This is a genomic window from Rhodanobacter fulvus Jip2 (assembly GCF_000264315.1).
Classification (GTDB): domain Bacteria; phylum Pseudomonadota; class Gammaproteobacteria; order Xanthomonadales; family Rhodanobacteraceae; genus Rhodanobacter; species Rhodanobacter fulvus.
Genome location: NZ_AJXU01000042.1, coordinates 13,739 through 28,247, shown reverse-complemented (window position 1 = coordinate 28,247; position 14,509 = coordinate 13,739). Strand labels below are relative to the sequence as shown.

General features: G+C 67.2%; 13 protein-coding genes. 2 read left to right on the top strand and 11 right to left on the bottom strand.

The annotated features are described in order from the left end of the window. Nucleotides 1-68: 68 nt before the first annotated feature. The 9 genes from hflX to UU9_RS10415 form a co-directional block, all read right to left on the bottom strand. Complete coding sequence (gene hflX, locus UU9_RS10455) at nt 69-1,367, bottom strand: ribosome rescue GTPase HflX (protein ID WP_007081725.1); 1,299 nt, start codon at nt 1,365-1,367, stop codon at nt 69-71. 58 nt (nt 1,368-1,425) lie between these two features. Continuing rightward, a complete protein-coding gene (hfq, locus tag UU9_RS10450; protein ID WP_007081724.1) occupies nt 1,426-1,719 on the bottom strand; it encodes an RNA chaperone Hfq in 294 nt (97 codons plus the stop codon). 149 nt (nt 1,720-1,868) lie between these two features. Next, on the bottom strand, nt 1,869-2,828 hold the full coding sequence (gene miaA, locus UU9_RS10445; protein ID WP_007081723.1) for a tRNA (adenosine(37)-N6)-dimethylallyltransferase MiaA: 960 nt from the start codon (nt 2,826-2,828) through the stop codon (nt 1,869-1,871). A 9-nt stretch (nt 2,829-2,837) separates the two neighbouring features. Continuing rightward, entirely contained in the window at nt 2,838-3,551 is a 714-nt protein-coding gene (locus UU9_RS10440; RefSeq protein ID WP_007081722.1) for a pseudouridine synthase, read from the bottom strand. Then, a complete protein-coding gene (locus UU9_RS10435) occupies nt 3,548-4,615 on the bottom strand; it encodes a class I SAM-dependent methyltransferase (RefSeq protein WP_007081721.1) in 1,068 nt (355 codons plus the stop codon). The genes UU9_RS10440 and UU9_RS10435 overlap by 4 nt, the downstream gene beginning before the upstream one ends. Before the next feature lie 88 nt (nt 4,616-4,703). Next, nucleotides 4,704-5,501 (bottom strand): AcvB/VirJ family lysyl-phosphatidylglycerol hydrolase, encoded by a 798-nt coding sequence (locus tag UU9_RS10430; protein ID WP_007081720.1) that lies wholly within the window; start codon nt 5,499-5,501, stop codon nt 4,704-4,706. Beyond that, complete coding sequence (gene mprF, locus UU9_RS10425) at nt 5,498-8,044, bottom strand: bifunctional lysylphosphatidylglycerol flippase/synthetase MprF (RefSeq protein WP_007081719.1); 2,547 nt, start codon at nt 8,042-8,044, stop codon at nt 5,498-5,500. The genes UU9_RS10430 and mprF overlap by 4 nt, the downstream gene beginning before the upstream one ends. Before the next feature lie 140 nt (nt 8,045-8,184). Next, complete coding sequence (locus UU9_RS10420; RefSeq protein WP_007081718.1) at nt 8,185-10,176, bottom strand: OPT family oligopeptide transporter; 1,992 nt, start codon at nt 10,174-10,176, stop codon at nt 8,185-8,187. Nucleotides 10,177-10,227: 51 nt separating this feature from the next. Continuing rightward, complete coding sequence (locus tag UU9_RS10415; RefSeq protein ID WP_007081717.1) at nt 10,228-11,142, bottom strand: pseudouridine synthase; 915 nt, start codon at nt 11,140-11,142, stop codon at nt 10,228-10,230. Between the two features lie 59 nt (nt 11,143-11,201). Between UU9_RS10415 and UU9_RS10410 the strand changes: the two genes are divergently transcribed. Then, nucleotides 11,202-11,759: a YaeQ family protein gene (locus UU9_RS10410; protein WP_007081716.1), complete on the top strand. Its 558-nt coding sequence runs from the start codon at nt 11,202-11,204 to the stop codon at nt 11,757-11,759. 25 nt (nt 11,760-11,784) lie between these two features. Further along, nucleotides 11,785-12,219 carry an FKBP-type peptidyl-prolyl cis-trans isomerase gene (locus UU9_RS10405; RefSeq protein ID WP_007081715.1) on the top strand — a complete coding sequence of 145 codons (435 nt, stop codon included), beginning with the start codon at nt 11,785-11,787 and terminating at the stop codon, nt 12,217-12,219. A 129-nt stretch (nt 12,220-12,348) separates the two neighbouring features. Here the strand turns inward: UU9_RS10405 and UU9_RS10400 are convergent, their stop codons facing one another. After that, entirely contained in the window at nt 12,349-13,206 is an 858-nt protein-coding gene (locus UU9_RS10400; protein WP_007081714.1) for a PA4780 family RIO1-like protein kinase, read from the bottom strand. A gap of 222 nt (nt 13,207-13,428) precedes the next feature. Next, the gene (locus tag UU9_RS10395; RefSeq protein ID WP_007081713.1) at nt 13,429-14,415 is read right to left on the bottom strand and encodes an LLM class flavin-dependent oxidoreductase; all 987 of its coding nucleotides are present in this window, start codon (nt 14,413-14,415) and stop codon (nt 13,429-13,431) included. Nucleotides 14,416-14,509: the final 94 nt, after the last annotated feature.

Genomic DNA, 14,509 nt, shown 5'->3' with positions numbered 1-14,509 from the left:
TCCGCTGCCCGCGACCGTCTCGACCGGGCCACGCCGGCGCTGCCAGGCGCCTTGGATGGAGAGCACCGCTAGGACGCCGGGGCCAGCAGATCACGCAGCATGCCGGCCTCCGTCGCATCGGCGCCCAGCGGCGCCAGCACGCTGCGCGGCGCATCGATCCGCAACCGCCAGCCGTGCTCGTCGACCGTTTCCTCGGCAATCGCACCGGAGGCCTTGAGCCGGGCATGCAGGCGACCGGCGGTCAGCGGCAGATGCAGCGACGACTGCACCCGGTCGCCACCCAGCAACTCGCCCAGCGCCTGGTGCAGCAACTCCACCCCCGCGCCGGTGGCGGCCGACAGCCACACCCGATATGGCCGCCCGTCGCCATCGCGGTCGATCCGCGGCTCAAGGCCGGCCAGGTCGATCTTGTTCATCACCTGCAACTGCGGCAGATCGCCGGCGTCGATCTCCTGCAGCACCTTGTTGACCACCCGATGCAACGGCTCGCGCTCGTCGTCGGCGGCATCGCTGACATGCAACAGCAGATCCGCCTCGCGCGCCTCGGCCAGGGTGGCGCGGAACGCGGCCACCAGGTCATGCGGCAGCTCGCGGATGAAGCCGACCGTATCGGCCAGCACGGCGGGGCCGCAGCTGAGGCCGTCGATCTTGCGCACGGTGGGGTCCAGCGTGGCGAACAACTGGTCGGCGGCGTACACCTCGCCGGTGGTGAGCGCATTGAACAACGTGGATTTGCCCGCGTTGGTGTAGCCCACCAGGGCGACGCGCGGCACCGTGTTGCGCAACCGCGCACGGCGCTGCTGGGTGCGCTGGGTCTGCACTTTTTCCAGTCGCTTGCCGAGGATCTTCACCCGCTCGTTGAGCAGGCGACGGTCGGTTTCCAGCTGGGTTTCGCCGGGGCCGCGGTTGCCGATGGCGCCGCCGCGCTGCGCGTCCAGATGGGTCCAGCCGCGCACCAGCCGGGTGGCGATGTGCTTGAGCTGGGCCAGCTCCACTTCCAGCTTGCCCTCGTGCGAGCGGGCGCGCTGGGCGAAGATGTCCAGGATCAGTCCGGCGCGGTCGACCACGCGCACCTTGAGCTGCTTTTCGAGGTTGCGCTCCTGCACCGGGGTCAGCTCGTGATCCACCAGCACCAGGTCGGCCTCCAGCGCGGCCACCGCCTCGGCCACTTCGTCGGCCTTGCCGCTGCCGATGTAGAAGCGCGGGTTGGGCACGTCGATACGGGCGGCGATGGCCGTCAGCACCTCGGCGCCGGCCGACTTGACCAGTTCGGCGAATTCCTCGGCGCGGCGGGCGCTGTCGCCCTCACCGCGCGAATGCGGCATGACCAGTACGGCGCGGTCGCCTTTCTTCTGTCGATCAAACACGAATGGGGTGGGCCTTTGCGGAAGCGAACCTACTTCATGCGGGCCGCCACCCCATCAATCAAGCGCCGGCGTCGGCCGGCGTGCCGGCGGCGGGCGCGGCGTCGTGGTCGGCGTGGCCCTCGTGGTCATCCGCGCCACCGCTGATGCGCACGTTGCGGCTGGGCACCACGGTGGAAATGGCGTGCTTGTAGACCATCTGGCTTACCTGATTGCGCAGCAACACCACGAACTGGTCGAACGATTCCACCGTACCCTGCAGCTTGATGCCGTTGACCAGGTAGATGGCCACCGGCACGCGCTCGCGCCGCAATGCATTGAGAAACGGATCCTGCAGCGATTGTCCCTTGGACATGTTTTGTTCCCCTGGCGACGGACGGGTCCGGAAAAAAAGCGCCTGCGGCGTCCGGCCCAACTCCGGTGATGGTAACCGCTTTCAAATGCTTGATGAAAGGTGGTTTTCAACCTGCTGGCGCAAATGAGCAAGGGTTGGCAAAAGCACGTTCAGCGAGGCCCGGCGGCACCGTCCAGCAGCCATTGCACGGCGTCGGTCACGCGGGGTCTGCAGCCCGATTCGTCGGGGTCGAAAAAACGCGCGCCGAGGTCGCTGCGCAGCCAGGTGATCTGCCGCTTCGCCAGCTGGCGGGTGGCGAAAATAGCCTGGTCGCGGAAGGCGGCCGCGTCGATGCTGCCTTCCAGGTACTGCCACGCCTGGCGGTAACCCACCGCGCGGATGGCGGGCAGGTCGGCATGCAGGTCCCCACGTTCGCGCAGCACACGCACCTCGTCCAGAAAACCGTCCGCCAGCATGATGTCGAAACGCTGAGCGATGCGTTCGTGCAACACGCTGCGATCGCGAGGCATCAATGCCAGTTTCAGCACGCGCCAGGGGAAGGGCGCCTCGTGGCCACGCTGCTGCAATTCGGACAACGGGCGGCCGCTCAGCTCGATCACCTCCAGCGCGCGCTGCAACCGCTGCGCGTCGTTGCTGCCGATGCGTGCGGCCGCCGCCGGATCGAGTTGCGCCAGCCGCGCATGCAGCGCGGGCCAGCCGAGTTGCCGCGCCTCGGCACCCAGTCGCTGCCGGATCGACGCGTCGGCTTGCGGCAACGCCGACAGCCCCTGCTGCAAGGCCCGGAAATACAGCCCGGTGCCGCCGACCAGCAGCGGCACCCTGCCCCGCCCGCTGATCGACCGCATCGCCACCAGCGCGTCGTCGCTGAAATTCGCCGCCGAATACGGCTGCGCCGGGTCGCGGATATCCACCAACGCGTGCGGGTAGCGCGCCAGCGTCGCCGCGTCGGGCTTGGCCGTGCCGATGTCCATGCCGCGATAGACCAGCGCGGAATCCACACTGACCAGATCCAGCGGAAACTGTTCGCTCAACGCACACGCCAGCGCGGTCTTGCCCGAGGCAGTGGGGCCCATCAGGAAGATGGCGAGGGGGCGCTGGTCAATGGGCATCGCGGTCAATCAGCCAACCGTCGGCGGCGCGAAAACGGCGGCTACCTCATCCGCGTCCAGCGCCCGCCATTCGCCCAGCGGCAGCTCGCCCAGCGTCAACGCGCCGACCGCGACGCGCTGCAGGGTTTCCACGTGGTTGCCCGCGGCGGCAAACATCCGCCGCACCTGGTGATAGCGCCCTTCGGTGACGGTGAGGCGCGCATGGCGCGGGCCCAGCACCTGCAACTGCGCGGGTGCCAGCGGCTCCTTTTCCGATTCCAGCATCAGGCTGCCACTGGCGAACAGCGCGCCTTCGTCGCCGCGCAGGTCCTGTGCCAGCGTGGCCTCGTACACCTTGGCCACCTGCGCCTTGGGCGAAATGATCCGGTGCAGCAGCGCGCCATCGTCGGTAAACAGCAGCAGGCCGGTGGTGTCGCGATCGAGCCGGCCCACGCTGGACAAGGCCGGCGTGCGCACGTTGAACCGCGGCGGCAGCAGGTCGTACACCACCCGGCCCGGATCCTTGCGCGAACAGGTGACGCCCAGCGGCTTGTTGAGCATCAGCACCAGGCCGGGCGGCGGATCGAGCGGCTCGTCGTCGACGCGGATGTTTTCGTGTGGCACCACGTCATCGGCGTACAGCACCTCGCCATCCGTGTCGGTGATGCGCCCGGCGCGGAACAGCTGGGTCACGTCCTTGCGGCTGCCGTAGCCCAGGTTGGCGATCAACTTGACCAGTTTCATGGACGCACCCCGTTCGCTTCGATCACCTTGAACCCGTCCTGCGTGGTCACCGTGGTGACGTGATGGAAACGCGCCGCCAGGATCGCCTCATACGGCAGGTGTCGGTTCGCCACCAGCCACAGCCGGCCATCCGGCAGCAGCGCATCGGCGGCGCTGGCGATGAAGGCGCGGCCCAGTTCGGGCAGGTCGGCGCGGCCCTGGTGGAACGGCGGATTGCTGACGATGGCGTCGTAGCGCCGCGGCAAACCGCGGGTGACGTCGTGCCAGTGCACCGCCACTTCCACGTCGCGACCACTGGCCTGTTGCGCACGCGCCAGGTTGATCCGCGCCGGTTCCAGCGCCCGCGCCTCCGCTTCGTACAGGTCGATCGCCTGCACCCGCGGACAGCGGGCGATGATTTGTGTGGCCAGATAACCATAGCCGGCCCCCAGGTCGGCCACCCGCCCGCGCAGATCGGCCGGCAGATGCGCGGCCAGCAAGGCGGAGGCGGGGTCGATCCGGTTCCAGGCAAACAGGCCGGGCCGGCTGACCAAGCCGTCGTCGGTTTCGCGCGGCGCATCCAGCGCCAGCCATTGCGCCAGCAAATCGCGATCGACGTTGTCCGCCGTCGGCGTGGTCCAGAAAACGCGACATTTGTGCTTGGACAGATGCTGCACTGAGCCGGCCAGTTTCATCAGGTCGGCCTCGCCGGATTTCGCACCTTCCGCATTGGGCATGCTGACCAATACCGTGCCGCCCGGCGCCGTGTGTTGCAACGCGCGGGCGAACAGCGCGCGCGCCTCGTCGCGCTGGCGTGGCGGCAGGACAAGTACAAGCGGGAAACGCTCGCCCCCGGATGCTTCGCCCACATGCAGGCCACAGCGACTGAGTTCATCGGCGAACGGCATGAAGCTTTGTTCGCACAGCCACGCCGATTGCGCCATCTCGCGCAGACGCGCGCCGGACCGCGCACGCAGGAACAGCACGCGGCCATCCGGCGGCAGGCGCAGGTGTCCCGACTCGAAGGGAACGAACAACGCGGCCAGCGCCGTGTCCGGCGAGGCAGCAGAGAAACCGGCAACCATCACGTGGGGCTTCGCAATACGGGCGGGCGCGTAGTGTAAAGCCGGCGTCGCGTTACATCACCCGCGTGGTCAGCGGTGCGGCCGCCGATCAAGGCGCGGGATCGGCGGCAGCGGCAGGCAGTTCGTCGATCATCTGCGCCGCCAGCGGCTGGTAGCCGCCGTCGAAATGATGGCCGCCGGGCTTGGCGTGGACGTTGATCCATGCGGGCAGACCCGGCTCGGCGCAGACGCTGTCATCGCGCTCGTCCAAACCGTAGTAGCAGACCACCGGTGGCTTGCCCTGCAGCGCGAGCAGCGGTGGGCGCGCGTCGTAGTGCCGGACCGGGTTGACGCGCTGCAGGAAGGTCTTGATGTGCTCCTTCCACCAGCCCTGACTCGACATGTAGCCCTCGAGTTCGATCTCGAAATTCAGGTTCTTGCTGGCCGAGAGCAGCACCAGCTGGGTCACCCGCGCGCGGTTGGCCGGGCTCAGCCGGGACACGATGGTGGGCAGCACGTCGGCGCCGAACGAAAAGCCCACCAGCCATACCCGCCGCTTGCCCCATTGGGCGACGTATTTCGTCATCAACGCATCGAGCTGGGCGGCCGACTCGTCGGCGCTACGGTTGCGCCAGTAGTACTTGAAGGTATTGACGCCCAATACCGGAATGCCGCGCGCGCTGAAGGCATCGCCGAGTTGCTTGTCCAGATCGGCCCAGCCGCCGTCACCGGAGTAGATGATCGCCAGCACATCACTTTTGCCCACCGGTGCAACGGCGCCGGACGCCGCCGGCAGAACTACCGTGGCACGTTCCAGGCTCACGCGCGACCACGGGCTCCAGAGCGCCAGCGCACCCGCCAGACACACAACCAGCACGGCCAACAGGATCGGTCGCGCGCGTTTCATCGACGCACCACGCCGGACAACCCGCCGGAGATCAGGCTGGCCACGTTGGCCAGGATCAACGGCAAGGCAATGCCGCGGGGCACTGCCATGTAGCGCGACTCCCACTCCGGGTCGAACTTGTTCTTGTAGCGCTGCAGGCCGCGGAAATTGTAGAAACGCTCGCCGCGACCGAACACCAGCGCGCCGAATCGATTCCACAGCGGCGACTGCCGCCGACTGTGCAAACCCGCCAGCGGCGCCATGCCGAGGTTGAACCACTGATAGCCCTGCTCGCGCGCCCACTGCATCAGTTCCACGAACAGGTAGTCCATGATGCCGACCGGCCCATCCGGCAAATGCCGCATCAGGTCGACCGAGGCTTCCTCCCGCGTGTCGCCCAGGAACAGGTTGGCAAACGCCACCAGTCGATCGCCCTGCCATACCAGCGCCATCGGCGTGCGCACCAGATAGGCCGGATCGAAAGCGCCCAGCGAAAAACGCTTCTCGCGCACGTGCTTGTCGCGCAGCCAGGCGTCGGAAACTTCCCGCAGCCGCGGCAGCAGCGGCGCCACCGCCTCGGCCGGCACCACCTCCAGCCGCAGGCCCTCGCGCGAAAGCCGGTTCACCGTATTGCGCAACACCTTGCGGGATTTGCCGTCGAGGTTGAACGTCGCCAGCCGCACGCGCGCCTCCTCGCCCACCTTCAGCAAGGACAGCCCCACCTCCAGGTACAGGTCGAGATCCGTCGGGCTGACCTGATAGAACACCGGCCATCCACCGGCGCGCTCGCACTGCTCCATGAACGTCCACACCAGTTCGCGGCGAGCCTCCTCGTCGACACCCACCGGGTCGCCCATCGTCACCCAGCTGCGGCCCTCGATGTCGTACATCACGAAGGCCTTTTGCTGCTCGTCGAACAACAGCGCCTTGTCGCCCATCAAGGCCAGGTGCGCCTGCGCCGAGGCGGCGTGCTTGATCAGCGGCAAGGCCCGCGCAAGCTCGGCCTCGCTCGGCGGTTGGCAATGCAGGCGAACCGGCCGGATCAGGCTGCCCAGCGCAAACAGCAGGCCGGCCGCGGCCGCTCCCACCAGCGCACGCAATGCGCGCGGCGCCCCGCCCTGGTGAAAGCTGAATTCCCACCACAGGTCGGCGCTGTAGTCGACGTGCTTGTAGCTGAACATCACCAGCCAGATGGCGCAAACGAACACCGCCACGATCGCCGCGATCCAGCCCAGCGAAAACGTGGTGTTGAACAGCGACGCCCGTCGATAGAACAATCGATGGGCCGGCGCCAGCGCCATCGCCAACAGCGTCAGCAGGGCCGCCTCCTCGTAATCGATGCCCTTGAGCAGCGAGAACGCGGCGCCGGCCAGCAGCAGAATCAGGGTAAGCACGTACGCCGCGTCCAGGCGCCGCTGCAGGCCGCGGGCAAGAATCAGCAGCAGCATGCCGATCACGCTGGCCAGCAGGTGCGACACCTCCAGCACCGACAGCGGCAGCACCTCGCTCAGGATCGCCATGCGCAACGGCAGCGCCCGTGTGGCGCCGGAAAACAGCAGCACCGCGCCTGACACCAGGGTCAGCCCGGCGAAGAACGAGGGCAGCAAGCCGGTGAACCAGGGCGACAGCAACGATTTCCGGCGCAAGCCGCGCGCCTCCCGCTGCAATACCAGCACGGTCGCCGCACACAGCGGCAACAGGTAGTAGATGACGCGAAACGCCGCCAGCGCGCCGAGAATCGGGGCGGCCAAGGCACCGTTGCCGGTCGCGCCGAAGCCGGCGAGCATCACCGCTTCGAACACACCCAGGCCGCCCGGCACATGGCTGACCAGGCCGACGATCTGGGCAATCACGAAGATCGCCAGGAAATGCCCGAAGCCGTAGTTGAGCTGCTCGGGCATCAGCACATAGAGCACGCCCGCGGCCAGGCCCCAATCAAGCGCGCCCACCACCACCTGCCGCAGGGCCACACCGAACGGCGGCAGGCCGATGCGCCAGCGCCATACCTTCAGCGGCCGCCGCCACACACTGCCCGCCACCAGCCAGGCCAGCGGCGGCAATGCCAGCAAGCCACCCAGGTAGAGGCTGAAGGTGGCCAGTGGAAGCTCCGGCGGAAGCGGCACGCACAGCAGCGTCACTCCGGTAACCGCCAGCAGGCCGAGCCAGAAACTGCCGGTGCAATACAGCACCACCCGCGCAATCTCGACCGTGCTCAGACCGTGCTGGAGGTAGAAGCGATAGCGGATCGACCCGGACACCAGCAGCGACATGCCCACCGCATTGCTGAACGCGTAGCTGATGAACGAAATCAGGCCGACCTTGCGCCACGGCAGCGACCTGCCGATGGAAGCCAGCGCAAAACGGTCGTACAGGGTCATCACCGCGTAGCCGGCTACAGTCAGCAGTGCCGCCAGCAACAGACGGGCGTGCGACAGGCCGTGCACGTAGCGGCGCACCTGGTGGTAATTCGCTTCATGGGCCAGCGAGTGCAGCGCCCACAAGGCGAGGCACAGCAGGGTTACCGACAGCAGCGGCCCACCGAGCCGGCGCAGCAACGGCAGCATGTGCCGAGCCGGCACATGGATCGACCCGGGTTCCGCGGACCGCTCGACTTCTTGCTGTTCCACGCGACGACGAACTCCCCTGCCAGCGCGCTAGTGTAGGGCGTCGATCGCTCCGCCACGACGTACCGTATCGGCCCCGGTCAGGCGACGGTCCGCCCCAGCCGCGCCACCCAGCGGTACAGCGCCGCGTTGACCAGCACGAAGGCGATGCCGCCGATCCATATCGCGGCGGTGCCGAAGCCATCACCCACCAGTGCCAGCGGCGTGCTCTTGCCGGAGAACACCACGATCGCGGCGATCACCACGCCGATGATGCTTTCACCCACGATCATGCCCGAGGCCAGCAGCACACCCAGTTGCCTGGTGCCCTCGGGGTTGGCGCCGCGCTCGGCGCGCTTGTCGAAGTACCAGCCCACGATGGCGCCGACCACGATCATCAGCGTGGTGGAACTGGGCAGGTAGATGCCCAGGCCCACGGCCAGCGGCGGCAACCGCGCGGTACGCGTGGTGCGGCCCAGCATCTCGTCCAGCACGATCAGCGCCACGCCGATGGCGGCGCCCAGGCCGATCAGGCTCCAGTCGATATTGCCCTGGATCACGCCCTGCGCCAGCGCCGAGATCAACCCGGCCTGCGGCGCCGCCAGCGCCCGCGTGGGATCCACGCCGGGCATGCCGGCAAAGCCATAGGCCTCGTTCAACAGGTCCAGCACCGGCGGGATCACCGCCGCGCCCACCAGCACGCCCACTACCAATGCCACCTGCTGCTTCCACGGCGTGGCGTCGACCAGTTGGCCGGTTTTCAGATCCTGCAGGTTGTTGTTGGCGATGGTGGCCACCGCGAAAACCACTGAGGTGGCGAACAGCGCAAACGCCACCATGCCCTTGCCGGTGTCGCCGGTTTGCGCCTGCACGCCCAGCATCAGCAGCAGCGCGGCGATGATCACCACCAGAATGCCCACGCCCGACAGCGGACTGTTGGACGAGCCGATCAGCCCCGCCATGTAGCCACACACCGCCGAGACCAGAAAGCCCATCACCACCACGAAAATCAGGCCACCGATCACCAGCAGCCACAGATGATCGCCCAGCCCGGTGGCGAGGCTGAAGTCGCCCAGCAACCAGGCGATCGGCAACAGGCAGGCCACGCTGATCAGACCTACCAGCCCGATCGGCATGTCGTGTTCGGTGCGCGGCAAGGTGGCGCCCTGGCCGGCCTTGCGCGCCCGCGACGAGGCCATCGCCGAGGTCAGGCCGCTGATCACCGGCTTCACCAGCTTGGCCAGCGTGTAGATGGCCGCCACGCCGATCGTGCCGGCACCGATGAAACGCACCTTGGCGCTCCACGCCGCCTGCGCCACGTCGACCGCGGCACCGGCGGTCGCCGCCAGCATCGTGTAATGCGGCACCGCCCAGCCCCACGCGATCACCGCGCCCAGCAACATCGCCAGGCCCACCCACAGACCCACCAGGTGACCTACCGCCAGCAGTGCGAACGACAGCGCGAAGTCGTAGCCAGTGACGCCGCCGCGATCGCCGAAGCGGAAATACTGCGCCACGTTGCCGGCGAAAACGCGGGTGGCGACCACCACCGCAAACACCGCCGACACCACGGTGCCGGCGGCCACGGCCAGCAAACCGACGCGGCTGCTTTCCTCGGACCCGGCAGCCGCATCGTCGCCACCGCCCACCTTCAGCACCTCGGCGCAGGCCACGCCTTCGGGATACGGCAGGTCGGAATCGGTGACCAGCGCACGCCGCAGCGGGATCGTGTACATCACGCCAAGGATGCCGCCGGTGGCGCAGATGCCGAACGTGATCCAGAACGGGAACCCGTTCCACCAGCCGATCATCACCAGCCCGGGCAGCACGAAGATGATCGCCGACAGCGTGCCCGCCGACGAGGCCACCGTCTGCACGATGTTGTTTTCCTGCATCGTGGAATTCTTGAAGGCGCGCAGGATCGCCATCGAGATCACCGCCGCGGGAATCGAGGTGGCGAAGGTCAGCCCCGCCTTGAGCCCGAAGAACACATTGGCCGCGGTGAAGACCAGGGTAATCACGATGCCGATGATCAGGCCGCGTACGGTGAGCTCGGTGCGCGGCGTGGCGCCGGGCAGGGGTTGTGCATTCACGACGACTCTCCCGCGCCAATAATGGCGGCAACGATAACGCGGAATGGCCGCTTACCGCGGGCCGGCGTAACCAACTTCTGGCACTGGCCCGGCCAGCTCCAGCGCGCTTTGGAAGTTGCGCCGCTCGCCCGACAGCGGATCGTCGAACGCCAGGTTGCGCGCCAGCAATTGCAGCGGGCGGCGATAGTCGTCGGCCGCCGCAGCCGCAAGTTCGGGATACAGCGTGTCGTGCAGGATCGGCGCGCCCAGCGCGGCCATATGCAAGCGCAACTGGTGCTTCCTGCCGGTGACCGGTCGCAGCGCATAGCGCCAGATATCGGCCGCGCGTTCGATCACCTCGATCAGCGTTTCGCTATTGGGTTCGCCGGCGATCTCCCGCATGCGGAAAAACGGCTCGCCCGCCACGATGCGCGAACGACGGCGCTGCGGAAACGACAGCTGCGGCAAGCCCGGCGCCAGCGCGTGATAAAGCTTGTCGATGCGCCGCTCGCGGAACAGCGCCTGGTACGCCGCGCGACTGCCCGGGTTGGCCGAGAAAAGCACCAGCCCCGCAGTGGCCCGATCGATCCGGTGCAGCGGCACCAGGTTCGGATTGTCCAGCCGGCGCATCAGCCGCCGCAGCAAGGTCTGCTCCACGAAGCCGCCCGCCGGCGTTACCGGCAGGTAGTGCGGCTTGTCCGCCACCACCAGATGCGCGTCGGCATGCAGCACGGTTTCGACGCCGGGGATCGGCATCTCATGCGCCACCTCGCGGTAATAGTGGATGCGCAGTCCTGCGCGGTACGGCGTGTGCGGCGTGATCGCCTGCCCCTGCGCATCGAGCACCCGCCCGCGCTCGATCCGGTCCAGCCATTGCGCACGGCCCACGCTGGCGAAATGCGCGCACAACGCGTCCAGCACCGTGGCCCATTCGCCGACAGGCAGGTGCACGGTGCTGGCGTGGGGGTCGTGGAAGGCGTCAGTCATCAGCACCGCAGTCTAGAGCCAGCGCGTAGAATGGCCGGCTGTTGTCTCAAGGCTGGCCCATGGCGCTCAACTCCACCATCTACAAAGTCGAACTGCAGATCAGCGACATGGATCGGCATTACTACGCCACCCACGCGCTGACCCTGGCGCGGCATCCCTCGGAAACCGAGGAGCGCCTGATGGTGCGGCTGCTGGCGTTCGCGCTGTATGCGGACGACCGGCTGGAGTTCGGCAAGGGCCTCAGCGACGAGGACGAGCCCGCCCTGTGGCGCAAGGCATACACCGACGAGATCGAGCTGTGGATAGAAGTGGGCCAGCCCGACGAAACGCGCATCCGAAAGGCCTGCGGCCGCTCGCGCCAGGTGGTGGTGATCAGTTACGGCGGCAATACCGCGGAGATCTGGTGGAGCAAGGTCGGTTCCACGCTGGCCCGCAACAAGAACCTCACCGTGCTCGACATCCCCGCCCCGACAGTGGCCGAACTGGTGACCCTGCTGCAGCGTGGCATGCGCCTGCAATGCCTGATCCAGGATGGCCAGCTGCAATTGATGAACGATACCGACGCGGTGGCCGTGGATCCGGTGAAACGCATGCTCGCCACGGACGCGTCGAAATAACCTTCCCCCATTCCCGGAGTCACCCATGCGCTGGTTGCTGCCCCTGCTCGCCGTATTCACCCTCGCCGCCTGCGGCGGCTCACCGCAAGCCCGCGCCAGTGGCCACGTGGACAAGCTCACCGTCATCGACCACACCGTAGGGACCGGCGCCGAGGCGAAGGCCGGCATGGACGTGCTGGTGCACTACACCGGCTGGCTGTACGACGAGAACGCCAAGGACAAGCACGGCACGAAATTCGACAGCTCGCGCGACAACGGCGCGCCGTTCAATTTCCAGCTGGGCGCCGGCCGGGTCATCGAGGGATGGGACCAGGGCGTAGCCGGCATGCGCGTGGGTGGCAAGCGCACCCTGCTGATCCCCGCCGCGCTCGGCTATGGCGCCGAAGGTGCGGGTGGCGACATCCCGCCCAATGCGTCACTGGTGTTCGATGTGGAACTGATCGACGTCAGCAAGCATTGATGCCTGCGTGTCTGTGGGAGCGACTTCAGTCGCGATGCTCTTGAGAGGGATTCGGGATTCGGGATTCGGGATTCGAAAAAGCATCGCGACTGAAGTCGCTCCCACAAGAGCTGCCGCTCCCATGATCAATCAGTCTTCCTGCGCCGCGGCCTCGCGCCCCTGCTGGCGGATGATCGCCTCTTCGCGCGCATCGATGATCGACTGCATCACGCTGTCCACGTCGGCGATGCTTTCGTCGAATTCGAACTGGCCGGTCAGCTCGGTGTCCGGGTGCAGTTCGCCCAGCTCGTACAGGGCCCACATCTCCTCGCCGTAGTACGTGTCCAGCAGCTCCGGCGCAAAGCGCGAAAGGCTGATGGTGATGTTGCCCACGTCACGGCGCAGCATGGCGCGCGCGGCGTTGTTGCCCGACGCGCTGACCACCTGCGGCAAGTCGATGATCACCGGACCCTCGGGGCCCACCAGCACGTTGTATTCGGACAGGTCGCCGTGGATCAGGCCGATGCACAGCATGCGCGCCACCTGCTGCATCAGGAAGCGGTGGTAGTCGCGCGCGGTGTCGGCCGACAAGTCCACCTCACCCAATCGCGGTGCCGAATGCCCGTCCGCATCGGTGACCAGCTCCATCACCAGCACGCCGCTGAAATAGCCAAACGGCCGCGGCACCCGCACGCCGGCGGCGGTGAGCTGGTACAGCGCGTCGACCTCGGCGTTCTTCCAGTTCTCCTCCATCTCCTTGCGGCCGAACTTGCTGGCCTTGCCGATCGCGCGCGCCTGGCGGCTGCCGCGCACCTTGCGCCCTTCCTGGTATTGCACGCGCGCCTGGAAACTGCGCTGGCCCATGTCCTTGTAGACCTTGGCGCAACGAACGTCCTCGCCACAACGCACGACGTAGACGGAGGCTTCCTTGCCGCTCTTGAGCGGGCGGAGCACCTGGTCGATCACGCCTTCCTCGATCAATGTCTGCAGGCCCTGGGGTGTCTTCATGCGTTGGAAAGCTTCAAGTCGTCGTGGAAAGGTCGCGATTATGGCCGATCGGATGTTGCTAGGAGTCTGGGCCGTAGAAACTTCCGAGGCGAAAAAGCGGCTGCGTGAGGACAGATTTTTGACGATTCGCCGGCCCATGGTGGTTCCATGGGCCAAGAAGCGGCAGAAATATGGACCACGCAGACGCTTTTGCAGCCCGGAAGATTTCTGCGGCCCAGGCTCCTAGTTGTTCGCCGCGCCCGCCGCGGCGATCTCGAACGAGCGCCGCCGGGCGGCGTGGTCGAACACGTTCGCGGTGATCAGCACCTCATCCGGCCGATGCCGTTCGACGAACGCGTCGATGCCCTGCCGCACCGTCGCCTCGTCGCCGACCACGGCACAGGCCAGCGCGCGCTCCACGCCGATCTTCTCCACCGGCGACCAGTACGTTTCGATGTCGTCGATCGGCGCCGGGATCAGCCCCGGCCGGCCGCGACGCAGGTTGATGAAACTTTGTTGCTGGGTGGTGAACAACCGCCGCGCCTCGGCATCGCTGTCGGCCGCAACCACGTTCAAGCCCAGCATGGCGTACGGCTGTTGCAGACGCGCGGAGGGCCGGAAATCGCGGCGGTACAGCGCCAGCGCCTCGTCCATCGCATCGGGGGCGAAATGCGAGGCAAACGCGAACGGCAGGCCCAACGCCGCCGACAGCTTGGCGCTGAACAGGCTGGAACCCAGCAGCCACACCGGCACGTCGATACCGGCGCCGGGCACCGCGCGTACCGGCTGGCCCGGCGTGGCGGGCTCGAAATAGCCGAGCAGTTCCATCACATCCTGTGGAAACGCGTCGGCACTGTCGAAATAGCGGCGCAAGGCTTTCGCGGTGGGCTGGTCGGTGCCAGGGGCGCGACCCAGCCCCAGATCGATGCGGCCCGGATACAGCGACGCCAGCGTGCCGAACTGCTCGGCCACCTGCAGCGGCGCATGGTTGGGCAGCATGATGCCGCCGGCGCCCACGCGGATGGTCGAGGTGCCGCCGGCCACATGCCCGATCAACACCGCCGTCGCCGCACTGGCGATGCCGGGCATGTTGTGGTGTTCCGCCAGCCAGTAGCGGTGGTAGCCGAGCCGCTCGGCCAATTGCGCCAGATCCAGCGTGTTGCGGAATGCCTGAGCGGCATCACTGCCTTCGGTGACGGGCGCCAGATCGAGAATCGAGAAAGGAATCATGTGGAAACACTCACCATGGTCAAGTCCTTCCATTTGGGGGCGAACACCGGAAATGCCATCGCCGATGGTGGCGGCTTTCGTGCGCGGGCTCGCA